This window comes from Micromonospora sp. CB01531 (genome assembly GCF_001905095.1).
Classification (GTDB): domain Bacteria; phylum Actinomycetota; class Actinomycetes; order Mycobacteriales; family Micromonosporaceae; genus Micromonospora.
The window spans coordinates 70,316-93,770 of the sequence record NZ_LWLS01000071.1; the positions used below are offsets into that span (position 1 = coordinate 70,316).

Below are 23,455 nucleotides of genomic sequence, written 5' to 3' on the forward strand. Positions count from 1 at the left end.
CCGGCAGTTGAAGTAGGGGCGAATGTTGGCAAAGTGTCAGGAAGTGATGCTGGTGATGGTGACGCTTTGTGCCCGTTTTGCGACCTGGACGTGGCGGCCGTCGCGCCCGATGGCCGCATCGTGAGGCTCGCCCCATTCGTCGTTCTCGGCGGATGTCGCCAGGCAACGGGTCGTGAAGTCACGACATAGCCCCAAATGGCTTCTGTTACCGGGCGGAATCTCCGCCGGGGCGGCCCCGGGGACCAGGAGAAACGCCGGGCCGGGGTGGCGCGCCCCCAACACAATGAAGCGCGGAGCCGGGAATCCTGTCAGCGGCATCGGCACTGGTCAGGGCTGGCGCGGAGAACCCGGCGCGCGACCCCTGGAGGACGCCGTGCAGAGCGATGGCTCCACCACCCGCCCGCCCCGGTCGCCGCAGGCGACCACCCCGACCCTGCTCTATGCCCGGCCGGGCATCGTCGTCACCGCCGAACGCTTCACTGTCGGCCGCAACAGCTGGCGGGTCGCGGAACTGACCCAGCTCTGGACCACCCGCGGGCCGCACGACCGGCTGGCCCTCCGGGCGGTCGTGGTCACCGCCGCGCTGATCGGCGGGGTCGGGGTGCTGCTCGGCTTCACCGGCGGGCTGCAACGACTCACCGCGGCCGCGTACCTGGCGCTGGGCGCGGTGGGTCTGCTGCCGCTGGTGCTGATCCTGGTCGGCGACCGCTGGCGGCCCCCGGCGTACGAGCTGTGGGGGCTGCACCGGGGCGCCGAGGTGCTGCTGTTCAGCAGCGACGACGAGCGGCAGTTCGGCCAGGTCACCCGGGCCCTGAACCGGGCCCGGGAGGGGGTACGCCACGGTTCCGGCTGGGCGGACCCGCTGGCCTCCGCCGACCCGTGGCGGCCCAGCCGGTGACTCAGCCGGCGACCGGCTCCGGGGTGCGGGGCCGGTCGCCGGCCGACAGCCAGTGGCTCACCCGGCGCTCGGCGTAGAACGAGACGAACGGCACCGTGCCGGCGAGCATCACCAGCAGCATCCGCTTCAGCGGCCATTCGGCCCGGCGCGACAGGTCGAACGTCGCGGCCAGGTAGAGCATGTACAGCCAGCCGTGCGCGGTGCCGACCACGGCCACCACGGTCGGCTTGTCGAAGCCGTACTTCAGCGGCATGCCGATCAGGACCAGCACCGCCAGCGCGACGCCCACGATCCAGGCGATCACGCGGTACCGGGTAAGCGCTCCGCCCACCGTCGTCCGTCCTTCCGAACCGGCCATCAGCCGGGATAGTCGCCGGGCCGCGCGCCCGGGTTGGCGTTCAACCATGACAGATAGCGGTTGTACGCGGCGAGGTCGCCGTCCTCGACCGCCCCGGCCGGGGTGGCCGGCACCCGGCTGACCCGCACCGGTCGGCGTACCACCGGGGTGGTGGGGGCCGGCTCGGGCCCGGCGGCCGCCGGCGGCGCCGGAGTGGGCCCCGGCTCACGCGGGCCCCGCAGCGCGTGCCGCACCTCACGCCACCAGAGGAAGACCACGAAGCCGGCGAAGACCGGCCACTCGATCGCGTACCCGAAGCTCAGCGTGTTGCCCTCGGCGGCCCGGGTGACCTGCCACCAGCCGAGCCCGAGGAAGCCCACGACCAGCACGACCATGGCCACGTGGCGGGCGATCCACGCCGGTGTCCGGAGCCGCTTCATGCCTTTGAGCGTACCGGGGCCGGCGGCCGTCTCCGACGCGGTGTCGTAGGTGGCGGGGTTTGGTGGCATCCCGGGTGGGCATCCGTCTAGACGCCAGCCCGAACGAGACGAGGGGGCGACAATGACCGAATCAGTACGCCGGCCCGGCGACGCCAGCCCGGAGCAGCGGATGCCCGAGTGGGACGGCGACCACGCCCGGACCGATACCGTGCTGGGCGACGTCGACGGCGAGCTGCTCGGGGTGGACCCCGCCGAGCTGGGCGACGAGGACCTGATCCGGGAGATGCAGAGCCTGCACCGGACCCGGCTGGACACCCTGCGGCACGCCACCGACTCCGCGCTCGCCAACCACCTGCGTCGCACCGCCGAGCTGGAGACGGAATACCTCGCCCGGCACCCGGGGCGGGAGGTCGACCCGAGCCGGCTCCGGGGGGCCTGATGGCGGCGCACGTCGAGCGGGGGATGTCCGCGCCGCCCGAGGTGGTCTTCAACACGGCCATCGACCCAGACCGGGCGGCGGCGTGGCTGCCCGAGCCGCTGCGGCAGGACGGCGGGCGCCGTCCGGAGGTGGTCAGCGTCGAGGAGATGCGAGCCACCTGGTACAGCGACTCCGCGCCCGACTGGTCGGCGGAGATCTGGGTGGAGCCGGCCGACGCCGGGGGTGCCCGGGTCCGGCTGGACCTGGCCGGCGGGGACGTCCCGGCGCTGGCCGAGGAGACGCTGGCCAACCTGGCCCGCGAGGTGGATGACAACCTGACCGCCGGCTGAGCCGGCCGTGCCACGAGAACGAGGAGGCCGGGTGTCCCGGAGTGGCCTGAAGCACAAGGTGGCGCGCCTGCGCCAGGCGTACGCGCCGCACGAGCACCGACCGCTGGGCGGCTACCTGGTGGCGATGGGCACGTACGCGGCGGTCACCGCGTCGCTGGTCGGCCTGGTCCGGGCGACCGGGCGGCCGGTGCCGGAGCGGCCCTCGCCGGCAGACGTGGTGCTGCTCTCCGTCGCGACCCACAAGCTCAGCCGGCTGCTCTCCAAGGACGCGATCACCAGCCCGCTGCGTGCTCCGTTCACGCGCTACGACCACCCGATCGGCAGTGGCGAGGTGATGGAGCAGGTGCGGGACCAGGGCAGTGCCACCCGGCACGCGGTCGGGGAATTGCTGAGCTGCCCGTTCTGCCTGGCGGTCTGGGTCGCCACCGGGCTGACCGGCGGGCTGGTGCTGGCGCCCCGGCTGACCCGGCTGGTCGCCACCGCGCTGACCGCGGTGGCCGCCTCCGACTTCCTCCAGATGGGGTACGCGGTCGCCCAGCAGGCGGCCGCGGGTGGGCAACGCGGGAAGTGAGTCGCAACGGCTCCTGGATCGCTGCGCCGAACCGGAGTTTGTCGAGACGAGGGGCGGACGAGGGCGCGCCCGCCCCTCGTCCGTGGGCTCAGGTGGGGTTGGTGCCGTGGTTCTCGCCGGCCCAGCCACGCGACGACTCGGGCTCGCGTCGGCCCCCGTCCTCGCCGGTGATGATGTCCTCGTCCACCGCGGTTTCCTCGTGCTCCTCCGCGAACTCCGGATCAGCGTCGGGGGGCACCGCCGTCGGCGGCTGGCCGAGCGCCTCGGGTTGGCGCCCCTCGTCCCGGTCGGTCATCCCACTGTCCTCTCCGTCGTGCCGCCGGCGGTCTCCGGGTGGGCGCCGTCAGGGCCCGCTCCGGCCGGTCGGCGCGGCGTCCACCCGGCCGGCCGTTCAGGCGACGGTCCCGCCCAGCAGGTCGGTCACCTCGTCGATCGCGTACTCGCCCTGTGGGAGTGCGGCGATCCGGGTGAGCAGTTCCGCGGGGAGTTCGGCGGCGACCGCCCGGCGGTAGATGTCCGCCTGGGTGATCCGCTCCTGGCCGTGGTAGATGTCGTCGAGCAGTTCGTCGAGCTGCCGGGTGTCCGGCTGTTCGGTCACGGGCGCGTCGTCGGTCACCCCGGTCAGCTACCCCGGCCCGAATCGGTCAAACGTCGCCGGTCGCGGCGCTGCCCCGGCTCCTCGTTGATCATGAGGTTGGCGGCGATGTGGATCTCGCTGACCGCGCCGCCAACCTCATGATCAACAGATGGGTTGACAGGGGAGGTCAGGCCGGGGTGGGGAGGGTGGCGCGGCGGGTGCGGACGGCCTGGGCCAGGTCGGTGAGGACCTGCGCGGTGGTGTCCCAGCCGATGCAGGCGTCGGTGACGGACTTCCCGTACTCCAGCTCCCGCGTGGGGTCCAGGTCCTGGCGGCCCGGCTGGAGGAAGCTCTCCAGCATGATGCCGACGATGCCGCGCTGGCCGCCGGCCAGCTGGGCGGCCACGTCGGCGGCGACGAGCGGCTGCCGGCGATGGTCCTTGCCGCTGTTGGCGTGGCTGGCGTCGATCACCACTCGTTCGGGCAGGCCGGCGGTGCGGAGCAGGTCGAGCGCGCCGGCCACCGACTCCGCGTCGTAGTTGGGCCGCCCGCCCCCGCCGCGCAGCACCAGGTGGCCGTCGGCGTTGCCCCGGGTGTGCATGATCGCCGGGGTGCCGGAGACGTCGATGCCGGGGAAGACGTGCGGCACGCCGGCCGCCCGGATCGCGTCCACGGCGGTCGAGATGCTGCCGTCGGGGCGGTTCTTCATGCCGATCGGCATGGACAGGCCGGAGGCGAGCTGCCGGTGCACCTGGCTCTCCACCGTCCGGGCGCCGATCGCTCCCCAGGCCACCGTGTCGGCGATGTACTGCGGCGTGATCGGGTCGAGGAACTCGCAACCCACCGGCAGCCCGAGCCGCAGCACGTCGAGCAGGAGCGACCGGGCCGTACGCAGGCCGGTGTTCACGTCGCCCGAGCCGTCCAGCCCCGGGTCGTTGATCAGGCCCTTCCAGCCCACCGTCGAGCGCGGCTTCTCGAAGTAGACCCGCATCACCACCAGCAGGTCGTCGGCGAGCCGGTCGGCGGCCTCGCGCAGCCGGCCCGCGTACTCGAGGGCGGCGGCGGGGTCGTGCACCGAGCACGGGCCGACCACGACCAGGAGCCGGTCGTCGGCACGGTCCAGCACCCGGCCGACGGCGCGTCGGCCGGTGACCACGGCCTCCGCGAGCGTCGCGTCCAGGGGCAGGTGGTGGTGCAGCAGGGCCGGGGTGGTCAGTGGTACGACGCGGTCGATCCGCTGGTCGATGACCCGATGGGCGTCCTGGGTCGGCACGGTGGGGTTCCTTCCGCCGACCGTGCCCGGGGCCGGCGCCCGGGGTCGAGCCGGCTGCTCGTACGCGAAAGGGCAGGGAATGATCCCTGCCCGGCCGGCTCGAAGAGGAGTGACGTCAGATCATGGTTGAGTCACCGGCTCCTCCAGCCGGCTGCCTAAACCATCGATACGACCGCGTCACGCCAGCCAGCGTACCCGACGCGACGGGCTGGGCTCACTCCATCGTCGGCAGGGCCCCGCCCCGCGTTCAACTTCATCTATGCTGCCAACGGTGGCGCCGAGGGCGCGACAAGCGCCCGGCGGGGCCATCAGCGCCACGCGGCGACGCGACGGAACGATTTCCTCGGCGTACCGAATCCTGGGAAAGCGGAACCGGAACCGCACTACCTGGCCGACGACGGCGGCACCCAGTGCGCCCGAACGAGGTGCGTTGCCCGTTCCGGTGCGCACCCGCGGGGTATGGGGATGGCATGAGCCACCAGCAGAGCGACCAGGAGCGGATCGAGTCCCGCGCCCACCTCCTGCCGGAGGAGGCGGCGGTGGGCAGCGAGGACCCCGAGGCCCAGGCCGACGCGATCCTCGCCGAATCGGACATCCGGGAGGATCGGAACGTCGCCCAGGACGCCACCCTGGAGCGCCGGATGTCGGATCAGACCGTGACCCCGAGCGAGCCTCCGGACTGAGGGGACGCGGCCCGGGCCCGGCGGGAGCCGCGGTAGGTGGTGTCGCGAAGCCAGGCGAGCAGCCCCTCCGCCCGCAGGCCCGCCGGCGGGTTGCCGATCGGATCGAAGGCCAGCGCGGCGTCCTCCCGGGCGCCGTGCTGGCCGTCGAGGCAGACCTGCCCGAACGGCCGCCATGGCCCGACCGTCGAGGCCACCGCCAGCACCAGCCGTGGCGCGTCCGGGCCCACCGCCGACGAGACCTCGGCGAGGCTGCGGCCCAGCTCCGGCGAGTCCGGGTCGGCCAGCGCGGCCACCAGGAGCCGGCACCGGCCGGCCCGGAAGGGCATGATCGAGCTGTACGTCCCGGTGAAGCGCCGCCGGGGCAGCGGCAGCTGGCGCAGCACCGGCGGGGCGGCGCTGGAACTCATCAGCAGATCCACCGGCGATTCCGGGTCCCGGTGCAGCCGCACGCCCAGCCCCAGTACGTCCGGCCAGCTCCCCGGCGTGGCGACCCCCTTCGACAGCCGGACCGTGCCCCGCCACCGTCCGGGCCGGTCGAAGAGCGGGACCCCGGTCGGCGGACCGGGCGTACCCCAGATCATCACCTCGGCGGAAAAGGTGCGGCCGACGGGATGCAGCAGCCGGGCCCGCCGGCGGCGGGCCAGCGCCGCGGCGGCACGTTCGGCGGCGGTGGATGCGGGGTCGGGCATACCCCGGGGATACCCCGCCGCGCGGCGAGGATGCTCCCGCCCGTCCCCTTTCCGCCCGCGAGATCGGATAGCGTCGTGCCATGCCCGACAGCGGTTACCCCTGGCCGATCGAGACGACCCGACTGGACAACGGCCTGCGCGTGGTGGTGAGCGAGGACCGCACCGCACCCGCGATCGCCGTGAACCTCTGGTACGACGTGGGCTCCCGGCATGAGCCGGCGGGCCAGACCGGCTTCGCCCACCTCTTCGAGCACCTGATGTTCGAGGGCTCGGTGAACGTGGCGAAGACCGAGCACATGAAGCTCATCCAGGGGTCCGGCGGTTCGCTGAACGCCACCACCAACCCGGACCGGACCAACTACTTCGAGACGGTCCCGGCCGAGCACCTCGAGCTGGCGCTCTGGCTGGAGGCCGACCGGATGGGCGGCCTGGTGCCGGCGCTGACCCAGGAGACGCTGGACAACCAGCGCGAGGTGGTCAAGAACGAGCGCCGCCAGCGGTACGAGAACGTCCCGTACGGCGACGCGTGGCTGCGCCTGCTGCCGCTGCTCTACCCGCCGGGGCACCCGTACCACCACGCCACGATCGGGTCGATGGCCGACCTCAACGCCGCCGGCCTGCCCACCTTCCAGGCGTTCCACGAGACCTACTACGCGCCGAACAACGCCGTGCTCACCGTGGTCGGCGACACCACGGCGGCCGAGGTGTTCGCGCTGGCCGACAAGTACTTCGGCGCCATCCCGCCGCGCGCCGACATCCCCGCCGCGCCGGACGGACGCACCGTGCCGACGGCCGGGCGGCCGGCCGTGGAGACGGTCACCGCCGACGTCCCCGCTCCCCGGGTCTACGTGGCGCACCGCACCCAGCCGTTCGGCACCCCCGGCTACGACGTCGCCACGGTGCTCGCCACCGTCCTCGGCAGCGGCCGGGGCAGCCGGCTCTACCAGCGCCTCGCCGACGGGGAGCGGATCGCCCAGCCGGATCTGGTCGGGGCGTACGGGGTGGACCTGGCCCACGCTCCCGCCCCGCTGATCGCCACCGCCACCGCCCGCCCCGGGGTCACCGTCGAGCGGCTGCGCGACGGGCTGGCGGAGGTGGTCGACGAGCTGTCGACGGTGCCGGTGACCGCCGCCGAGCTGGACCGGGCCAAGGCGCTGCTGAGCACCATGTGGTGGCGGCAGATGTCCACGGTGGAGGGCCGGGCGGACACGCTGGGCCGGTACGCCACCCAGTTCGGCGACCCGGCGAAGGCCGGCGAGCGGCTGCCGGGGTGGCTCGCCGTCACCGCCGAGCAGATCGCCGAACAGGCCGCCGAGCTGCTCCGTACCGAACACGACCGGGTGACCCTGTGCTACGTGCCGGAGGAGAAGACCGCATGACGCTGATCACCGAACGTCCCGGGCCGGGCGCCGCCCGCCCGTACCGGTTCCCGCAGGTGGTGCGCCGGGCCGTCGCCGGCGGGCAGGTCGTCGCCGCGCACCTGCCCGGGCAGAGCCTCGCGGTCGCCCTGCTGCTCCTCGACGCCGGCGCCGGCCGGGAGCCGGTCGGCAAGGAGGGGCTGGGCGCGGTGCTCGCCAAGGCCCTGGAGGAGGGTACCGCGCAGCGGGACGCCACCGCGTACGCGCTGGCCGTCGAGGCGCTCGGCACCGAACTGGTGACCGCGCTGGACTGGGACTCCTTCCAGGTCAGCGTGCAGGTGCCGGTCGATCGGCTGAGCGCCGCCGTGGAACTGCTCGCCGAGGCGGTCCGGACGCCGAAGCTCGACCCGGCCGACGTGCTGCGGGTCCGCGACGACGAGGCGACCGCGCTGCGGATGGACTGGGCCAACCCCGGCCCCCGGGCGGACGCGGTGCTGCGCGGCGACATCTTCGGCACGGACAACCGCTGGGGTCGCCCGATGTACGGCGACCCGGTCAGCGTGGCCGCACTGGACGTGGACGACGTGACCGTCTTCCACTCCGAGTGGTTCATCCGCCCGGGCACCCTGGTCATCGCCGGTGACCTGGACCGGATCGACCTGGACGCGCTGGGCGCGACGGCGTTCGCGGGCGCCGGGGGCGGCCCGGTGGAGAAGGGCGGCCCGGTCGAGGTGCCGCGGCACGACCGGCGGCGGATCATCCTGGTCGACCGCCCCGGCTCGGTGCAGTCCACGCTCCGCCTCGGGCACCCGTCCCCGCACCGGGCCCACCCGGACCACGTGCCGATGTCGCTCGCCGGCACGGTGCTGGGCGGGGCCTTCACCTCCCGGCTGAACCATCTGCTGCGCGAGGTGCACGGCTACACCTATGGCATCCGGGGCGACTTCGCCTCGTCCCGCCGGTTCGGCCGGTTCGCGATCAGTTCCGGGGTGCAGACCGCGGTGACCGCGCCAGCGCTGGTCGAGGCGGTCGGCGAGGTGTCGCGGACCCGGTCGGAAGGAGTGACCGAGGACGAGCTCGCGGTGGCCCGCTTCTGGCGGGCCGGCCAGCTCTCGGTCGAGCTGCAGACCCCGCGGGCCATCGCCTCGGCGCTGACCACCCTGGTGGTGCACGACCTGCCGGACGACTACCACGCCCGGCTGCGCGAGTCGCTGCTCGCCGCCGACGTGGAGCAGGTGTCCGCGGCGGCCTCGGCGCACCTGCACCCGGATTCGCTCACCCTGGTCGTGGAGGGCGACGCGGCGATCATCCGGGACGAGTTGGTCGCCACCGGGCTCGGCGAGGTCGTCGACCACACCCCCTGACCGCCCGTCGCGCGGCCCGGCCGAGATCCTGGTACGCGGCGGACTTCCGCTACCAGGATCTCCCGGGCCGGGCGGGGGTGTGATTCCGGTCGCGTCCGGCCGCCAACCCCGGGCGGGCGGGGGCGCGGATGCTCCGGCCAGGCGGGCCGACGGCGGGTGATCTTCCGGGACGAGCGGTCCTGGAGCGCCGTCGTTGCAGCTCCTGGCGGCTGCCGTCCGGCGAGGGCGGGGCCGGCCGCCGGCCCGCGCGGTGGGAAAGCCTTCCCGGTCCGGCCGCCCGGCTGGGTAGCCTCGCGGGCATGAGGATCGGCATTGTGGGGGCCACCGGCCAAGTCGGTGGCGTGATGCGGCAGGTGCTGGCGGAGCGCGAGTTCCCGGCGGAGCAGGTGCGGTTGTTCGCCTCGGCGCGGTCGGCCGGGCGGACCCTGCCCTGGCGGGACGGCGAGGTCACCGTCGAGGACGCGGCCGCCGCGGACTACCGGGGGCTGGACATCGTGCTCTTCTCGGCGGGCAAGGGCACCGCCCGCGAGCTGGCCCCCCGGGTCGCCGACGCCGGCGCGGTCGTCATCGACAACTCCTCGGCGTTCCGGATGGACCCCGAGGTGCCGCTGGTGGTCGCCGAAGTCAACCCGCACGCCATCGCCGACCGGCCGAAGGGCATCGTGGCCAACCCGAACTGCACCACCATGGCCGCCATGCCGGTGCTGCGCCCGCTACACCAGGCGGCCGAGCTGGTCAGCCTGGTCGTGGCGACGTACCAGGCGGTCTCCGGCGCCGGCCTGGCCGGCGTGGCGGAGCTGGACGAGCAGGTCCGCAAGGTGGCCGAGGACGCCGCCGGGCTCACCTTCGACGGTGCGGCCGTCGAGTTCCCCGCGCCGCGCTCGTTCGCCCGCCCGATCGCCTTCAACGTGCTCCCGCTGGCCGGGTCGATCGTCGATGACGGCTCCTTCGAGACCGACGAGGAGCAGAAGCTGCGCAACGAGAGCCGCAGGATCCTGGAGATCCCGGGGCTGAAGGTCTCCGGCACCTGCGTCCGGGTTCCGGTCTTCACCGGACACTCGCTCCAGATCAACGCCCGCTTCGCCCGGCCGATCACGCCGGCCCGCGCCCGGGAGCTGCTCGACGACGCGCCGGGGGTGGCCCTGTCGGACGTGCCCACCCCGCTGCAGGCGGCCGGCCAGGACCCGACGTACGTCGGGCGGATCCGGGCCGACGAGACCGTCGAGCACGGGCTGGCACTCTTCTGCTCCAACGACAACCTGCGCAAGGGCGCCGCACTCAACGCCGTACAGCTCGCCGAGCTGGTCGCCGCCGAGCGGCGCTGAGCCGGCGGGCCCGGCCGTGCGTCGGGCACGCCGGCCGGGAATGCGGTGAGATGGGGGTCGACCGCGCGACCAGTCGACCCGGGAGGCCCCCATGGCGGACGAGCAGACCCAGCAGGCCCTGACCGATCTCATCGCGAGCCGCCGGATCGGGGTGCTCGCCACCATCAAGCGGGACGGCCGGCCCCAGCTGTCCAACGTGGTCCACTCCTTCGACCGGGTGCAGGACGTGATCCGGATCTCGGTGACCGACGACCGGGCGAAGACCGCCAACCTGCGTCGGGACCCCCGGGCCAGCTTCCAGGTCAGCAGCGCGGACGGCTGGGCGTACGCGGTGGCGGAGGCGCGGGCCGAGCTGACCCCGGTGGCCCAGCGGCCGGACGATCCCACCGTCGAGGAACTGGTCGGGCTGTACCGGGCGGTGCAGGGCGAACACCCGGACTGGGACGACTTCCGGCGCGCCATGGTCGCCGAGCGCCGCCTCGTGCTGCGGCTGCACGTCGAGCGGGTCTACGGCGCGCCCCCGCGCGCCTGACCACGCGTCGCCGCGCCCCTGGCCTCCCGTCGCCCCCGGCCCGGCATCCTTCGGCCGGTCCAGGACCGGCTGCCACGACCCACCACCACCGAACAGGGCGCGTTACTCGGCCCGTGGCGGCGGGTAGACCGCGGTGCCGACACCGAGAGGGGAGCACCATGACAACGGTCGGAGAGTTCATGACGACCCGGTTGGTGACGATGGACGGCGACGACACCCTGACCGCGGCGGCGCAGGAGATGCGTGACAGCGCCATCGGCGACGTGGTGGTGACCGATGGTGACCGCGTGGTAGGCATCGTCACGGACCGGGACATCACGGTCCGGGGCGTCGCCGAGAACATGGACCCCGCCACGACCAGGCTCAACCAGATCACCAGCAAGGACGTGGTGACGGTGAGCCAGTACGACGACGCGGTGGCGGCCGCGGACCTGATGCGCACATACGCCGTCCGGCGGCTGCCGGTGGTCGACGACGGCCGGCTGATCGGACTGGTGTCGATGGGTGACCTCGCCGTCGAGCGGGAGCCGCAGTCGGTGCTCGCCGACATCAGCGCCGACGAACCGAACAACTGACCCGTCCGCCGTGGCGACGCCGGCCCCCGGTTCCCGGGTGCCGGCGTTCGCGCGTTCCGCCCACGCGCCATGTCGGCGGCTCACCCGAACCGGGCGAGATTGACCCCGTACCCGATGGGCACCCCTTCTCGGACGTCGCACGCCGCGGACCGCGGGAGGAGTGAACTGGTGGACGCGACCACGAAGTTCTTCGAGGACCTGGACCGGCGGGGGTACGAACCCCTGCTGGCGAAGACCAGCGGCACCCTGCGCTTCGACCTGCACGAGGGGGCGCACACGACACACTGGCTGCTGCACATCGACCGGGGCAACCTCCGGGTCCGGCAGGAGGACCAGGAGGCGAACACGGTCGTGGGGACCGCGCCGCGACTCTTCGGCGAGTTGGTGAGTGGCCGGGAGAACGTCATCGCGGCGCTGCTGCGCGGCGACATGACCGTGCTGGGCGACCTGCGGCTGGTGTTGCAGGTCGAACGGATCTTTCCCGGCCCGCCGAACTCTCGCGGGCCGCATCACGCGTTCCAGAGGGGGGCTTCCTGATGGCGGGCACGGACACCGTCCGGATCCTGGACGGCAACACGTTCGTGGTGTCCGAGGACACCGGCGACATCGAGGCGACGCCGAGCGAGCCGACCGGCCTCTTCGCCATCGACACCCGTTTCCTCTCCAAGTGGGTGCTGACCGTCAACGGCGAGCGGCTCAACGCGCTGTCGTACGACGACCTCCAGTACTACGAGGCCCGGTTCTTCCTGGTGCCGGGCATGGCCACGCACTACATCGACGCGAAGTTGTCGATCATCCGGGAGCGGGCGGTGGGCGGCAGCTTCCGGGAGACGCTGACCATCCTCAACCACGACGAGAAACCGGTCGACCTGGAGATCCGGATCGACGCCGCGTCGGACTTCGCCGACCTGTTCCAGGTCAAAGACGAGATCCTGAACAAGAAGGGCGAGATCTACGCCGAGGCCGAGTCGGACCGGCTCAGGCTGGGCTACCGGCGGGGCAACTTCAAGCGGGAAACGGTGATCCAGTCATCCCAGCCAGCCCGCTACGACCGGAACGGCCTCGCCTTCACTGTCCACCTGGAACCGAACGAGCAGTGGGACACCGGCATCGACGTACAGACCTTCGCGATCGGCCCGGGCGGTCGGGACCTGCGAATGGGGCTGCGGACGCACGGCGTCGAGCGGCTGGCCCTGCAGCAGGACCTCGAGCAGTGGATCGCCAACGCACCGAAGGTGAACAGCGAGCACCGCGAGGTCTGCTCGACGTACCGGCGCAGTCTGATCGACCTGGCGGCGCTGCGCTTCTCGCCGTTGTCGCTCGGTGGGCAGACGCTGCCGGCCGCCGGCCTGCCCTGGTTTATGACCATGTTCGGCCGGGACAGCATCCTGACCTGCCTCCAGGTGCTGCCGTTCGCGCCGGACCTGTCCAAGACCACGCTGCGGATCCTCGGGGCGTTGCAGGGCACCCGGTTCGACGACTTCCGGGACGAGGACCCGGGCCGGATCCTGCACGAGATGCGCTACGGCGAGACGGCCGCCTTCGAGGAGCAGCCGCACTCGCCCTACTACGGTTCGGTGGACGCGACGCCGCTGTTCGTGGTGCTGCTCGACGAGTACGAGAAGTGGACCGGCGACGTGGCGCTGGTCAAGGAGCTGGAACGGGAGTGCCGGGCGGCGCTGAAGTGGGTCGACGCCTACGCCGACCTGGTGGGCAACGGCTACATCTGGTACGAGCGGCGCAACACCGACACCGGCCTGGAGAACCAGTGCTGGAAGGACTCGTGGGACTCCATCTCCTACCGGGACGGCACGCTGCCGCCGTTCCCGCGGGCCACCTGCGAGGTGCAGGGATACGCGTACGACGCGAAGATGCGGGCCGCCCGGCTGGCCCGGGAGTTCTGGGACGACCCGGCGTACGCCGACCAGTTGGAGCGGGAGGCGGCGGAGCTCAGGGAGCGGTTCAACCGGGACTGGTGGGTGGCGGACGGCGAGTACTACGCCCTCGGGCTGGACCCGGACGGCCGGCACTGCGCGGTGCTCAGCTCCAACATCGGGCACCTGCTGTGGAGCGGCATCGTCGAGCCGGACCGGGCGAGGAAGATCGCCGACCACCTGCTCGGGCCGCGGCTCTTCTCCGGCTGGGGGGTGCGCACCCTGGCCGAGGGCGAGGTCCGCTACAACCCGATCGGCTACCACAACGGCACGATCTGGCCGTTCGACAACTCGTTCATCGCCTGGGGTCTGCGCCGGTACGGCTTCGCCGACGAGGCCGCCGTCATCGCCAACGGCATCCTCGAAGCGGCGCGGTACTTCGACGGCCGGCTGCCGGAGGCGTTCGGCGGCTATCCGCGGGACCTGACCAAGTTCCCCGTGGAGTATCCGACGGCGTGCAGCCCGCAGGCCTGGTCGACCGGGACCCCGCTGTTGCTGATCCGGACGATGCTCGGGCTGGAGCCGCACGAGGGGCACCTGGCGGTGGACCCGCGGCTGCCGGTCGGCATGGGGCGGATCGAGGTGCTGGACATCCCGGGCCGGTGGGGGAAGGTGGATGCCTTCGCCCGGGGCCGGGTCGATCTGCACCAGCTGGCCGCCCAGTAACGCGACCGTGGGGCGCCGCCGACCACCGGGTCGGCGGCGCCGCCGCGTGCTCAGTGGCCGGGCACCAGCGGATCGGCGTGCGCCTGGGTGCGGGGCAGCAGGCAGAACTCGTTCCCCTCCGGGTCGGCCAGCACGGTCCACCGGGGCAGCTCGCGGACCACCGTCGCCCCCGCCTCCAGCACCGCGGCCCGCTCCTCCGCGTCGCCGGCCAAGTCGAGGTGGATCCGGCCGCGGGCCGGCAGGTCGTCGGCGGGGCTGATCCAGATGTCCGGCCGGTGCCCGGACGGGTCGCGCAGCAGCACCGCCTCGGTCGGCGCGAGCGCCCGATCGGCGAGCTTCACCCAGTCCTCCTCGACCACGGGCAGTCCGGTGACCGCGCTCCAGAATGGGGCGAGCAGGTACGGGTCGCGGCAGTGGATGACGATCGCGGCGAGGTCGGGCATGCCCTGACGGTAGTCGGGTCAGGCGGGCGGCAGGACGGTGTCCAGGAACGCGGTGGTGACCGCCTGGATGTCCGGACGCGCCAGGTCGAGGGCGTGCCCGCCGTGGGTGATCCAGCTGTGCACCGGGTGCCCGGCGGCGAGCAGTTGCCCGGCCAGCGCCACCGACTGCGCGGCCGGCACCGACGCGTCCGCGCGCCCCTGCACCAGCAGCACCGGTACGCCGGACCCGAGGTGGGACGCGACCGTGGCGTCGACGGTGGCCGGGTCGCCCGCGGCGGGCGGGTGGCCGAGCAGGTCGGCCCACGGGTCGTCGGATCGCTGCCGCCGCCACTGCGGGTCCAGCGGGTTGACCGGCGCCCAGTACGCCAGCCCCGCCGCGACGTCGCCCGGCCGGTCCACTCCCCGCAGGGCGAGGTGCAGGGCGAGCATCCCGCCGGCCGAGTCGCCTCCGACCAGCAGCGGCAGCCCGTCCGCCGCAGCCCGGGCGGCCCGGGCCGCCGCGCGGACGTCGGCGAGCTGGGCCGGCCAGTGCGCCTCGGCCACGAACCGGTAGGTCGCCGCGACCACCCGGAGCCCGAGCGGGGCCAGGGCCGCGCCGTCCTCGTGGTACCGGGCCCGCCAGCCGCCACCGTGGATCCAGAGCAGCACTCCGCGTTCGGTCATCCCGCCATGCTGGCCCCTCCCGGGGCCGGCCCGCGACCCGGCTCTGCCCAGGGCAGAGCCCGCAGATCCGACCGCCCGATCTGTTCCTACGGTTGCGTAACCTACTCGGGGTAAAGTCGGCGGATGCCGGAGCTCGTGTACCCGCCCGTGATCGCCGCCGCCAAGACGATGTTCCGGGTCCTCGACCTGCGCCTACGGGTGGAGGGCAGCCACCACGTGCCGCCCACCGGCGGGGCGGTGCTGGCCAGCAATCACGTCAGCTACCTGGACTTCATCTTCTGCGGGTACGGCGCGCGCGACTCCCGCCGCCTGGTCCGGTTCATGGCCAAGGACTCGGTCTTCCGGCACAAGGTCTCCGGGCCGCTCATGCGGGGCATGAAGCACATCCCGGTCAACCGGGCGGCCGGCGCCGGGTCGTACCAGACCGCGGTGTCCGCGCTGCGGCGCGGCGAGGTGGTCGGCGTCTTCCCGGAGGCGACCATCAGCCGCTCCTTCACCGTCAAGGACCTCAAGAGCGGGGCCGCCCGGATGGCCCAGCAGGCCGCCGTGCCGCTGCTGCCGGTCGCACTCTGGGGCACCCAGCGGCTGTGGACCAAGGGCCGCCCACGCACCCTCACCCGCCGGCACACCCCGATCAGCATCCTGGTGGGTGAGCCCATGGACCCGGCCGGCTACCCGGACGCCGCCACGATGACGGCCGAGCTGAGGAACCGGCTCAGCGCGCTGGTGGATCGGGCCCAGCGGGAGTACCCGGAGCAGCCCGCCGGCCCCGACGACGCCTGGTGGCAGCCCGCCCACCTCGGCGGCGCCGCCCCCACGCCCGAGGAGGCCGCCGCGCTGGACCGCCGAGGCCCTCGCGCTGCCACCCCCTGACCGCCGGCTGCGGGGCCCGGGTCCGCCCCGACCGGCCCGCGCTGACCTGAGGGTCAGCAGGCGGAACCCGGCCCCACCCGGGCCGGGGAGGCCGCCCGGGGCCAACCCGCCGCCTCGGTCGCCGCCGGCCGGTAGTAGTCCTCCCGGGACAGAAACTCCACCGGCAGCGAACCGGGCAGGGTCAGCGAGCCCCGGGCCGGGCCGGGCGCGCCACCCACTCGGGTCAGCAGGGTGTCCCGTTCCGGCGGGGAGAGGTCCACCAGCTCGGGGTGCACCAGGCGGAACGCGGCCACCGCGCGGCGTACCTGGCGAGCCAGCGCGACGATCAGGGCGTCCGGGCCGGCCAGCGCGAGGGCCGGCTGCCGGATGGTGCGCAGCGCGTCGCAGACCAACAGCAACTCGACCTCGTCGTCCGGGCCCTCGGCCAGCTCCAGCCGGGACGGCCACTGCCAGCGGATCTGGCCACTGACCAGACGGGACAGCCGGAGCGGACGCCGGTGCCGGGCACCTGTCCGGCCGGTCCGCCCCGAGACCAGGGCCAGTTCGGAGCCGGTGCAGACATACGAGAGGCGCCGGTCCGTCACGGTGACCGTCGCCGGCGCGGGCAGGTGCCAGGCGGGCGCGTTCTCGGTGGGACCGAGCAGATGCCCGGCGATCCGCAGTAGGTGCTGCCCGAGCAGTTGCTCGCCCGGCTCGGGGACCAGCGCGTACCGCCGGTCGAGCGTGGGACGGGCGGAGTCCCCATCCGCGTCGAAGCGGTGTGGTCCGATGAAGAACGGTGCGGCGTCCTCCTGCACGGTCACAACCTCCCGGGGACGGTTGGCGGTACGTCGAGCCTGGCCCACACCGTGGTGGCTGTCATGACAGCCGTTAGGGGGTCGGCCGGTCGGTGGACGCCTGTGACCGGTAGGTGCCGATCTCTTCCGGCCGGACGAGGCCGTCCTCGATCGCCCGGGCGAGCAGCGCCGCCTTCGTGGCGGCCGGCCGGCCCGCCCGGGTGTACTTGATCCGCGCCCGATCCACGTACTGCTTCACGGTGTGCTCGCTGATCCGCATCCGGCGGGCCACCGACGCCTTCGACATCGACTGGAACCACAGCAGCAGGGCCTCGCGCTCCTTGTCCGACAGGGCCGGCCGGTCCGGCCGGGGATCGCCCACCATGGCCCCGGCCAGCGCCGGCGGCACGTACGGGCGGTCGCTCGCCGCGGCCAGCACGGTCGCCACGCAGTGCTCGCGCCCCTCGTGCTTGGCCAGGAACGCGACCGCCCCCGCGTCCAGCGCGGCGAGCATGGTGTCCGGGTCGGTGTGCTGGGAGTAGACCACCACCCGCCGGCCGGCGGCGCTCAGCTCGGCGAGCTTGTCGAACGCCATCCGTCCGTGCAGCCGCAGGTCGAGCAGCACCACCTCGGCCTCCGGGGCGGCCCGCAGCACCGCGTCCGGGTCGTCCCCGGTGGCCAGTACGCGCAGCCGCGGCTCGCTGGCCAGCCAGGCGCGTACCCCGTCGATCACCACCGGGTGGTCGTCCACGATGGCCACGCCGATGGGCCGCCCGCCGGTCACGTCCGCCGCCACCGGGTCTGCGTCCATCTGATCTCCCCGTCCCGCTCGTGCACGTGTTCCACCGGCCCGTTCTCGTCCCCGTCCGCCTCCCGCGGACCGGTCGGGCCTGGCGGCCCGCTCGCGTCGGGCCCGTCGTGGTCGGGCGTGACCAGGCTGACCACCACCTCGTCCGGGCCGGTCACCACGGTAAGCCGGGCCCAGTCCCGGGCGTCGGCGAGCGCCGCGGTGAGCGGGTCGGCCAACCGCCGGCGTACCTCGACGGGCAACTCCGGCGGGACGCCGACGGCGACCAGCTCGATCGACAGGCCGTTCCGTTCGGCCAGGTCGGCGGCGGCGCGCAGCTCGTGCAGCAGCGGGTCGGGCACGTCGTCCGACTCGGCGATCAGCCGGCGCAGTCGGGCCGCGGCCAGCACGCAGCGGCGGCGCACCTCCGGGTCGGCCGGGTCGGCGTCGCCGGCGGCGAGGGCGGCCAGCACCTCCTCGGCGGTGCCGCTGGCCAGGGCCAGCCGCGCTCGCCGTTCCGCCTGGACCCGTTCCGCCGCCACCCGTTCCGCCTCGACCGCCAGCGCCGCCGTGGCCGTGCCGGCCCTGGCCTGGGCCAGGGCGGCGAGCGCGACGCCGCCGACGAAGACCGCGACGGGCAGCGACGACACGCCGTAGACGTACATCGCGTAGCGAGCCAGGTCGGCCGGGGCGGTGGCGCCGGAAGCGAGCAGCGCGGCGAGGGCGATCACCGCGTGCGCGCCGAGCAGCGCCAGCAGCCACCGGACCGGCCGTCGCCAGAGCACCAGCGGGAAGAACCAGACCAGGCCGCCCCACACCCAGTTCGCCGCGGCGAACAACTGCCCGCCGCCGACCGCCGCGAAGACCGCCGCGTCGACCACCAGCAACACCGCCGCCAGCCGCCGGGCGGGCGGCAGGCCACCGCGCAGCAGGCGTACGCCGGCCACCACGCCGACCGCCGCGGTCACCAGCCAGCCGGCGGCGACCACGGCCGAGGCGGCGGGTGAGGACCCGACGCCGGGCAGCGCCGGCAGGTCGATCGCCAGGTGCCAGGCGAGCGCGATGGTGACCGCCGCGATCCGGGCGGCCCGGTCGGAGGCATCCGCCACCGCGATCGCCGCTCCCGCGGCATCGGTTGGGGCCGGAGCGCCCGTGGCCGGGATCGGCGCGAGACGGTGGACCGGCCCGACCGCGCGCGCGTCGAGGTCAGTGCTCACCGGTCCACTCCAGTCGGATCCGGGTGCCCGCACCAGGGCCGGAGGTCACCTCGGCGCGCCCGCCGACGGTCGCCATGCGACCGTGGACCGACTCGCGCAGCCCGTACCGGTGGGCCGGGACCGTGGCCGGATCGAAGCCCGGACCGTCGTCGGTCACCTCGACCACGACGGTGCCGCCGTCCCGGGCCAGCCGCAGCGCGGCGGACGCGCCGGGCGCGTGCCGGACCACGTTGGCCAGCGCGGCGGCGGCGCTGTCGGCGAGGGCCTCGGCGACCTCCGGCGGCACCGCGCACGGGGCCAGCGCCGCGGACAGCGGCAACTCGGGCAGCCGGGCGACGACCGCCCGCAGCCGGTCGTCCAGCGCCACCACGCCGGCCGGCGGCGCCGACCGCGCGTCCGCCAGGGCGGCGAGGGTACGCAGGTCCGCCGCGCACCGCTCGCGCAGCGCGGCCGACGGGCCGGAAACCGCGCCGAGCCCCACCATGGTCAGCGTGGCGAGGGCGGTGTCGTGCAGGTCCCGGTTCTGTCGCCGCTCAGCCTCGCGCGTGGAACGCGCCATCACCGCCTCCCGGGCCAGCCGCTGGTAGTCGGCGAAGGCGGCGTCGGCGCGCCCGATCCGGCGCCGCACCACCGCGATCAGCACCGCCGTGAGGCCGGTCTGCACCAGCAAAGTGGTCGCGTGTGCCTGCGCCTCCACCGGGTTGTCCGCCGCGGTCGCGCCGGCCGCGTAGCCGGCGGTGACCAGCAGACTGGCCGGAACCGACCAGCGGGCCGGGGCGGTGACCTGCGCGTTGATCACGGTGGTGCTGGCCAGCACCGCGACCCAGCTCACCTCGCCGGGCAGCACCTCCGGCGCCACCAGCCACGGGATCGCCAGCCCGGCCGCCGCCGAGAGCGCGACATCGCCGGCCACCAGCCCGGCGGTGATCCGGTGCCGCAGCGCGCGGACGGCGTACCAGACGGACCAGCCGGTCAGCACGGCGACCGCCGGTACCAGCAGCGCCACCCGGACCGGCGGGGTGCGGACCGCCAGGGCCACCACCGCGCAGACCAGGCCACAGCTCAGCCGGAGCAGCGCCGGCAGGGTGGTGAAGACGACGGTGAACGCACCGCCGGCCGGCCGGTCCAGCGGGCTCGGTGGCGAGGTCGTGGCGGCAACGACCGGCATGGGGAGGGTGTCCTTCCGGCAGCGACCCGGTCGGGTCCGGGCGGCCTAGATCGACGCCGGAGAATAACATGCAAAACGGCAACTGGTCACCCTCCGTACGTGGCGCGTCGCCTGGGTGGTGCGGCGGAGGACCTCGCCACGTGGTCAGGCGGGTGCGACCGCCAGCAGGTGCGCGCTGGCGCCGAGCACCGCCGGATCGCGCTCGAACGTCTCCGCGCAGGCCATCGCGTCGGCGAAGAGCGCGTCCGCCGGGCCGGTGTCCATTGCGTTCAGCAGCGGCCAGAGTGGACCCTCCACGCCGTACAGCTGGGGGGTCGGCAGCCCGGCCGCCCTGAACTCGTCCACCACCTGTTCCGGCCGGTGGAAGTAGGCGGTGGTGAAGCCCGTCTCCGGGTCGTTCACCCCGGTGGCGTACGCCCCGAGCAGGCGCGATCGGGTGCGTTCGTCCGCCCGCCCCTGCGCGGTCAGGTCGATCAGGGCCGCGTTGCGGCTGATCACCGCCGCGACGACCGGCCCACCGGGCCGGGTGAGCCGCGCCGCCTCGCGCAGCGCGGCCACCCGGTCCGCGCGCTCGGTCAAGTGATAGAGCGGGCCGAGCAGCAGCGTCACGTCGGCCGCGTCGTCGGGCAACGGCAGGTCGCGGGCGTCGCCCACGGTCGCCGTGAGCTCCGGGTACGCCGCCCGCGCGGCGGCCACGTGCGCCGGCACCAGGTCGACCAGGTGCACCCGGTGACCGGCCGCCGCGAGCCAGCCCGCGTACGTGCCGGGGCCGCCGCCCATGTCGAGCACGGCGGCCGGTGGCGGTGGGAGCAGGCGGGTCAGCAGCTCCCGGGTCCGCCTCGCCTCCAGGCGTCCTTGCGGCGTACGGTCCAACCGCTCCGCCTCGGCGAAGACCTCGGTGTAGTAGCGCTGGATGTCCGCCTCGGCCGGGCGATGCTGCGGCATCCGTCGATGGTGGACGACGGTGTCGAACAGGTCATCCGGTTTCCGGGTGACGCGATGCCGCTTACGCCGGGGGCTGTCGCCCGTCGCCGTCCGTCCCGTCGTGGTGCCCATCGGTGACGGTGTGACATTCGGCCGGTAGTCGGCGCTGAGGACACGGAACGATCGCATGAGATTCATCTGATCCATGACGCCGGGCCGGCCACACCCCCCTTCGCCTGCCCGGCGTCGACACCGCGGCCCGCTCGGCCGACCCGCCCCCCTGGGTCGACCGCCGGGTCGCGATCCGCGCCGAAGCCGGCGCGGCGAGGCGGCGGCCCGTCCTGTGGCCGCCGCCTCACCCACTCCCGATTCCGGGTCTACGGCGGCTCCCAGGATCGGCGTCACCGCCACTTCCCACATCTCAACCTCTCCCGCGCCGTCGGCTGGCCTCTTGCGGGCTAGGTGCGGACCGCAGGTGCCGGCGGCCGGAAACGCCGCCAGATCGAACTGGCTTTCAGCAGGCCGTGGGCGACGCCGACGTGGACCGCAGTGAGGCCAAGCACGGCGACTACGCCGCCCAGGCATGCCAACAATGCGCCGACGATGGGTACGTCGGTTGCTACCGCCACGATGGCAACGTAGATCGTGGCCAGCACAGCGGCGACGGCGAACGCGATCAGCAACTTCAGGGAAGCTGTGGGGCTGACCATGAACACCTACGCCATGTCCTGCCGGATCGAGCGAGCCGCGGTGGACGAGGCTGCGCTGCAGCTCTTCGGCTGACTTGGCGTTACGGGGGCCGTGGTGACCGAGCGGGCCGGGACCGACAGACCGTTGACCTGGGATGACGGTGGTGCGCCCGGCAGGATTCGAACCTGCGGCCTTGGGATTAGAAGTTGAATCCCAATCATGATCGCGGGTGACTGACAGTCCATAAGGGTGTCTACCTATCCAGGTAAACGCCCCTATGGCTGTCGGTCAGTAATTGCCTGTAGCGGCCAGTCCACAGGCGTCCGGGCTCACACCGGGCTCACGTCAGGCGGAGGAGCGGAGCAGCGAGGAGCCGACTCGCAGGGGTGGGATCGCTTTTCGCTAGCGATCCCACCCGGCGGCTCAGTCAGCTACAGCCAACCTCCCTATCTGCGATTCGGTCGCAAATACGACACATAGCCATTTGCGAAACCGCGCATAAGCAGTAAGTGCCTACGGAGCCGGCATACAGGAACCCTGGGGTCGTCCATTCTGTCGTACCCCACCGATAGGTTCTTGACATGAACTCATCGCTGGGCCGACTGCTAATAATCCCTGAACGGACCCGCTGTCAAGAGGGCTTGAGGACTCAGGGTTCACTTAGCCTGAGCGTCGAGCCGCCTGGCCCTCGCTCAAGTCGCGCAATCAACGACGGGCATCTACGCTGCCTGCATGGTTGCCAGGAAGATCGTCTTTTACCGCTGGGAATCTGTTAATGCGCAGCGCGAGTTTGTGCCATGGCGTTCTATAGCCCTGCTGGCTGCCGAGATCGCACAAGACTCAAAGTTCGCAGTTCTAGAGGACGAAGACAACGGGACTGCCGTAATTCCACTGGAAGCCGGCAATGAAAACCTTCCCGTCAAACTTCAACTCTTGGCCTTGCGGCCCGCTAGGAATCGACCGGCCCAATGGAGTCCTGGCACAAGCCCAGTAAATATTCCAATGCCAGAGGGCCACTACGTCTCGGACGTAACCCACATCATGATGTGGCCCGACGGATACCTAGCGCATGACTACCACGTAAATCTCCCTCGCCCCAGCCGCCTTGTCGATTTCCTGTACCGGAAGCTGCGAGCACAAGCTGCCTTTAGGCAGCTATACCGGCCCGACATGTATGAACGCTTGGCAGCACTCGAAGGACAAATCCGATCATTCAACTTCACGTTTACGAAACCACACAGAGAACTAGTGGACCCACCCATGGTGGGAACACTCTGGAGAATGATCAAGGGAGCTCCGGTTCCGAGCATCTCGGTTCGCATGGGTTTCGGCAAGAACGGCCCACGTGATCGGTATATTGATCAAGGGCTAGAGCAGGAACTCTTCCAGCTCGCCTCAGCCGAGGAGGAATTCTTGGATCGGCTGGTGGTGACGGGCAAGAGTCGCATCACCGGGTCTTCTGACACGGTCAATCTCATGACCGAGCGAATTCATGAACAGGTCGAACTGTCCCCACAGGTCGACAACTCAGCCTTCCCGGACGTCGAAGAAACCTTCACTACCCTCGACCTGACATACAAGAAGTTCCTGGCTAGCGGACTTTTAGACAACGCTCTAGAGGCTCGCCGCTCCCATAGATAGGCCATGATTCCGGGAGGTTATGATGTCCGAAGAAAAAGGCATGTGGATCGATCGCAAGCCGTGGACTGTCCCCGTCATCGCCTTCCCCGTTGCAGCTGTGCTTCTAACTGTGTGGTCACACCTTTCCGATCAGCCAGTCCTGCTAAGCGCCTCCGATAAGGCAACCCGGCAGCAGGTTTACTCTTCCCTCACAGGCTCATCCAGCGCGCTTCTCGGCTTCGCAATTGCTGCCGTCGCAATCCTCGCCGCACTAGCCTCAGCCCTTCGTTAACGGCTGTCCATG

At 72.6% G+C, this 23,455-nt stretch carries 27 protein-coding genes and 1 pseudogene; 14 read left to right on the forward strand and 14 right to left on the reverse strand.

The genetic code is table 11. From position 1 onward, the window contains the following. Positions 1-373: 373 nt before the first annotated feature. Positions 374-898 (forward strand): DUF6232 family protein, encoded by a 525-nt coding sequence (locus A6A27_RS19130; RefSeq protein ID WP_073835992.1) that lies wholly within the window; start codon positions 374-376, stop codon positions 896-898. A 1-nt stretch (position 899) separates the two neighbouring features. Here A6A27_RS19130 and A6A27_RS19135 read toward each other — a convergent pair whose 3' ends face one another. After that, a complete protein-coding gene (locus A6A27_RS19135; RefSeq protein ID WP_073835993.1) occupies positions 900-1,229 on the reverse strand; it encodes a DUF3817 domain-containing protein in 330 nt (109 codons plus the stop codon). A 26-nt stretch (positions 1,230-1,255) separates the two neighbouring features. Then, positions 1,256-1,675, reverse strand: a complete 420-nt coding sequence (locus tag A6A27_RS19140; RefSeq protein ID WP_073836018.1) for a hypothetical protein — start codon at positions 1,673-1,675, stop codon at positions 1,256-1,258. Positions 1,676-1,796: 121 nt separating this feature from the next. On the opposite strand from A6A27_RS19140, the gene A6A27_RS19145 reads away from it, so the two are divergent. The 3 genes from A6A27_RS19145 to A6A27_RS19155 are packed head-to-tail and all read left to right on the forward strand — an operon-like array spanning position 1,797 to position 3,014. Beyond that, entirely contained in the window at positions 1,797-2,114 is a 318-nt protein-coding gene (locus A6A27_RS19145; protein ID WP_073835994.1) for a DUF6158 family protein, read from the forward strand. Next, a complete protein-coding gene (locus tag A6A27_RS19150; RefSeq protein WP_073835995.1) occupies positions 2,114-2,443 on the forward strand; it encodes a hypothetical protein in 330 nt (109 codons plus the stop codon). The genes A6A27_RS19145 and A6A27_RS19150 overlap by 1 nt, the downstream gene beginning before the upstream one ends. A gap of 31 nt (positions 2,444-2,474) precedes the next feature. Beyond that, positions 2,475-3,014, forward strand: a complete 540-nt coding sequence (locus A6A27_RS19155) for a DUF1360 domain-containing protein (protein ID WP_073835996.1) — start codon at positions 2,475-2,477, stop codon at positions 3,012-3,014. Between the two features lie 88 nt (positions 3,015-3,102). Here the strand turns inward: A6A27_RS19155 and A6A27_RS19160 are convergent, their stop codons facing one another. The 3 genes from A6A27_RS19160 to A6A27_RS19170 all read right to left on the reverse strand — a co-directional run bounded on the left by A6A27_RS19160 (position 3,103) and on the right by A6A27_RS19170 (position 4,864). Then, positions 3,103-3,309, reverse strand: a complete 207-nt coding sequence (locus tag A6A27_RS19160) for a hypothetical protein (RefSeq protein ID WP_073835997.1) — start codon at positions 3,307-3,309, stop codon at positions 3,103-3,105. A gap of 96 nt (positions 3,310-3,405) precedes the next feature. Further along, on the reverse strand, positions 3,406-3,639 hold the full coding sequence (locus A6A27_RS19165) for a hypothetical protein (RefSeq protein WP_387280214.1): 234 nt from the start codon (positions 3,637-3,639) through the stop codon (positions 3,406-3,408). Positions 3,640-3,778: 139 nt separating this feature from the next. Further along, positions 3,779-4,864: a 3-deoxy-7-phosphoheptulonate synthase gene (locus tag A6A27_RS19170; RefSeq protein ID WP_073835999.1), complete on the reverse strand. Its 1,086-nt coding sequence runs from the start codon at positions 4,862-4,864 to the stop codon at positions 3,779-3,781. A gap of 470 nt (positions 4,865-5,334) precedes the next feature. Here A6A27_RS19170 and A6A27_RS19175 point away from each other — a divergent pair, with 470 nt between their 5' ends. Continuing rightward, entirely contained in the window at positions 5,335-5,547 is a 213-nt protein-coding gene (locus A6A27_RS19175; protein WP_073836000.1) for a hypothetical protein, read from the forward strand. Here the strand turns inward: A6A27_RS19175 and A6A27_RS19180 are convergent. Next, positions 5,514-6,236 (reverse strand): phosphodiesterase, encoded by a 723-nt coding sequence (locus A6A27_RS19180; protein ID WP_073836001.1) that lies wholly within the window; start codon positions 6,234-6,236, stop codon positions 5,514-5,516. The two genes, A6A27_RS19175 and A6A27_RS19180, sit on opposite strands and share 34 nt — an antisense overlap. A gap of 80 nt (positions 6,237-6,316) precedes the next feature. On the opposite strand from A6A27_RS19180, the gene A6A27_RS19185 reads away from it, so the two are divergent. From A6A27_RS19185 to A6A27_RS19215, 7 genes are all read left to right on the forward strand, one after another. Continuing rightward, positions 6,317-7,615, forward strand: coding sequence for a M16 family metallopeptidase (locus A6A27_RS19185; RefSeq protein WP_073836002.1), 1,299 nt, complete (start codon positions 6,317-6,319; stop codon positions 7,613-7,615). Next, complete coding sequence (locus A6A27_RS19190; RefSeq protein WP_073836003.1) at positions 7,612-8,958, forward strand: M16 family metallopeptidase; 1,347 nt, start codon at positions 7,612-7,614, stop codon at positions 8,956-8,958. Before A6A27_RS19185 ends, A6A27_RS19190 begins: the two co-directional genes overlap by 4 nt. Before the next feature lie 299 nt (positions 8,959-9,257). Then, on the forward strand, positions 9,258-10,283 hold the full coding sequence (locus tag A6A27_RS19195; protein ID WP_073836004.1) for an aspartate-semialdehyde dehydrogenase: 1,026 nt from the start codon (positions 9,258-9,260) through the stop codon (positions 10,281-10,283). A 91-nt stretch (positions 10,284-10,374) separates the two neighbouring features. Beyond that, positions 10,375-10,815: a PPOX class F420-dependent oxidoreductase gene (locus A6A27_RS19200; RefSeq protein ID WP_073836005.1), complete on the forward strand. Its 441-nt coding sequence runs from the start codon at positions 10,375-10,377 to the stop codon at positions 10,813-10,815. A 158-nt stretch (positions 10,816-10,973) separates the two neighbouring features. Next, entirely contained in the window at positions 10,974-11,390 is a 417-nt protein-coding gene (locus A6A27_RS19205) for a CBS domain-containing protein (RefSeq protein WP_073836006.1), read from the forward strand. A 114-nt stretch (positions 11,391-11,504) separates the two neighbouring features. After that, entirely contained in the window at positions 11,505-11,927 is a 423-nt protein-coding gene (locus A6A27_RS19210; RefSeq protein ID WP_443189981.1) for an SCP2 sterol-binding domain-containing protein, read from the forward strand. After that, positions 11,927-13,990 (forward strand): amylo-alpha-1,6-glucosidase, encoded by a 2,064-nt coding sequence (locus A6A27_RS19215; protein ID WP_073836007.1) that lies wholly within the window; start codon positions 11,927-11,929, stop codon positions 13,988-13,990. Before A6A27_RS19210 ends, A6A27_RS19215 begins: the two co-directional genes overlap by 1 nt. 50 nt (positions 13,991-14,040) lie before the next feature. Here A6A27_RS19215 and A6A27_RS19220 read toward each other — a convergent pair whose 3' ends face one another. Together A6A27_RS19220 and A6A27_RS19225 are read right to left on the reverse strand one after the other, a co-directional pair. Then, the gene (locus A6A27_RS19220) at positions 14,041-14,433 is read right to left on the reverse strand and encodes a VOC family protein (protein ID WP_073836008.1); all 393 of its coding nucleotides are present in this window, start codon (positions 14,431-14,433) and stop codon (positions 14,041-14,043) included. An 18-nt stretch (positions 14,434-14,451) separates the two neighbouring features. Further along, on the reverse strand, positions 14,452-15,096 hold the full coding sequence (locus A6A27_RS19225; protein ID WP_073836009.1) for an alpha/beta hydrolase: 645 nt from the start codon (positions 15,094-15,096) through the stop codon (positions 14,452-14,454). Positions 15,097-15,219: 123 nt separating this feature from the next. Here A6A27_RS19225 and A6A27_RS19230 point away from each other — a divergent pair, with 123 nt between their 5' ends. Continuing rightward, on the forward strand, positions 15,220-15,969 hold the full coding sequence (locus A6A27_RS19230) for a lysophospholipid acyltransferase family protein (RefSeq protein WP_073836010.1): 750 nt from the start codon (positions 15,220-15,222) through the stop codon (positions 15,967-15,969). Between the two features lie 53 nt (positions 15,970-16,022). Here the strand turns inward: A6A27_RS19230 and A6A27_RS19235 are convergent, their stop codons facing one another. From A6A27_RS19235 to A6A27_RS19260, 6 genes and pseudogenes are all read right to left on the reverse strand, one after another. After that, positions 16,023-16,766, reverse strand: a complete 744-nt coding sequence (locus A6A27_RS19235) for a hypothetical protein (RefSeq protein ID WP_073836020.1) — start codon at positions 16,764-16,766, stop codon at positions 16,023-16,025. A 73-nt stretch (positions 16,767-16,839) separates the two neighbouring features. Then, positions 16,840-17,556, reverse strand: a complete 717-nt coding sequence (locus A6A27_RS19240) for a response regulator transcription factor (protein ID WP_073836011.1) — start codon at positions 17,554-17,556, stop codon at positions 16,840-16,842. Then, a complete protein-coding gene (locus A6A27_RS19245) occupies positions 17,526-18,749 on the reverse strand; it encodes a hypothetical protein (RefSeq protein WP_443189982.1) in 1,224 nt (407 codons plus the stop codon). Before A6A27_RS19245 ends, A6A27_RS19240 begins: the two co-directional genes overlap by 31 nt. After that, positions 18,739-19,917, reverse strand: coding sequence for a sensor histidine kinase (locus A6A27_RS19250; RefSeq protein WP_073836012.1), 1,179 nt, complete (start codon positions 19,915-19,917; stop codon positions 18,739-18,741). The genes A6A27_RS19245 and A6A27_RS19250 overlap by 11 nt, the downstream gene beginning before the upstream one ends. Before the next feature lie 144 nt (positions 19,918-20,061). Beyond that, the gene (locus A6A27_RS19255) at positions 20,062-20,862 is read right to left on the reverse strand and encodes a class I SAM-dependent methyltransferase (protein WP_073836022.1); all 801 of its coding nucleotides are present in this window, start codon (positions 20,860-20,862) and stop codon (positions 20,062-20,064) included. 437 nt (positions 20,863-21,299) lie between these two features. Continuing rightward, positions 21,300-21,530, reverse strand: a pseudogene (locus tag A6A27_RS19260) (hypothetical protein); the annotation flags it as partial. Positions 21,531-22,263: 733 nt separating this feature from the next. Here A6A27_RS19260 and A6A27_RS43240 point away from each other — a divergent pair. Beyond that, entirely contained in the window at positions 22,264-23,172 is a 909-nt protein-coding gene (locus A6A27_RS43240; RefSeq protein ID WP_143194072.1) for a hypothetical protein, read from the forward strand. Positions 23,173-23,455: the final 283 nt, after the last annotated feature.

Coding starts and splice junctions, on each gene's coding strand:
- A6A27_RS19140 (WP_073836018.1), bottom strand. CDS start 1,675: ATGAAGCGGCTCCGGACACCGGCGTGGATCGCCCGCCACGTGGCCATG.
- A6A27_RS19180 (WP_073836001.1), bottom strand. CDS start 6,236: ATGCCCGACCCCGCATCCACCGCCGCCGAACGTGCCGCCGCGGCGCTG.
- A6A27_RS19230 (WP_073836010.1), top strand. CDS start 15,220: ATGCCGGAGCTCGTGTACCCGCCCGTGATCGCCGCCGCCAAGACGATG.
- A6A27_RS19200 (WP_073836005.1), top strand. CDS start 10,375: ATGGCGGACGAGCAGACCCAGCAGGCCCTGACCGATCTCATCGCGAGC.
- A6A27_RS19190 (WP_073836003.1), top strand. CDS start 7,612: ATGACGCTGATCACCGAACGTCCCGGGCCGGGCGCCGCCCGCCCGTAC.
- A6A27_RS19150 (WP_073835995.1), top strand. CDS start 2,114: ATGGCGGCGCACGTCGAGCGGGGGATGTCCGCGCCGCCCGAGGTGGTC.
- A6A27_RS43240 (WP_143194072.1), top strand. CDS start 22,264: ATGGTTGCCAGGAAGATCGTCTTTTACCGCTGGGAATCTGTTAATGCG.
- A6A27_RS19215 (WP_073836007.1), top strand. CDS start 11,927: ATGGCGGGCACGGACACCGTCCGGATCCTGGACGGCAACACGTTCGTG.
- A6A27_RS19250 (WP_073836012.1), bottom strand. CDS start 19,917: ATGCCGGTCGTTGCCGCCACGACCTCGCCACCGAGCCCGCTGGACCGG.
- A6A27_RS19185 (WP_073836002.1), top strand. CDS start 6,317: ATGCCCGACAGCGGTTACCCCTGGCCGATCGAGACGACCCGACTGGAC.
- A6A27_RS19255 (WP_073836022.1), bottom strand. CDS start 20,862: ATGCCGCAGCATCGCCCGGCCGAGGCGGACATCCAGCGCTACTACACC.
- A6A27_RS19240 (WP_073836011.1), bottom strand. CDS start 17,556: ATGGACGCAGACCCGGTGGCGGCGGACGTGACCGGCGGGCGGCCCATC.
- A6A27_RS19195 (WP_073836004.1), top strand. CDS start 9,258: ATGAGGATCGGCATTGTGGGGGCCACCGGCCAAGTCGGTGGCGTGATG.
- A6A27_RS19205 (WP_073836006.1), top strand. CDS start 10,974: ATGACAACGGTCGGAGAGTTCATGACGACCCGGTTGGTGACGATGGAC.
- A6A27_RS19145 (WP_073835994.1), top strand. CDS start 1,797: ATGACCGAATCAGTACGCCGGCCCGGCGACGCCAGCCCGGAGCAGCGG.
- A6A27_RS19175 (WP_073836000.1), top strand. CDS start 5,335: ATGAGCCACCAGCAGAGCGACCAGGAGCGGATCGAGTCCCGCGCCCAC.
- A6A27_RS19160 (WP_073835997.1), bottom strand. CDS start 3,309: ATGACCGACCGGGACGAGGGGCGCCAACCCGAGGCGCTCGGCCAGCCG.
- A6A27_RS19220 (WP_073836008.1), bottom strand. CDS start 14,433: ATGCCCGACCTCGCCGCGATCGTCATCCACTGCCGCGACCCGTACCTG.
- A6A27_RS19210 (WP_443189981.1), top strand. CDS start 11,505: ATGGGCACCCCTTCTCGGACGTCGCACGCCGCGGACCGCGGGAGGAGT.
- A6A27_RS19225 (WP_073836009.1), bottom strand. CDS start 15,096: ATGACCGAACGCGGAGTGCTGCTCTGGATCCACGGTGGCGGCTGGCGG.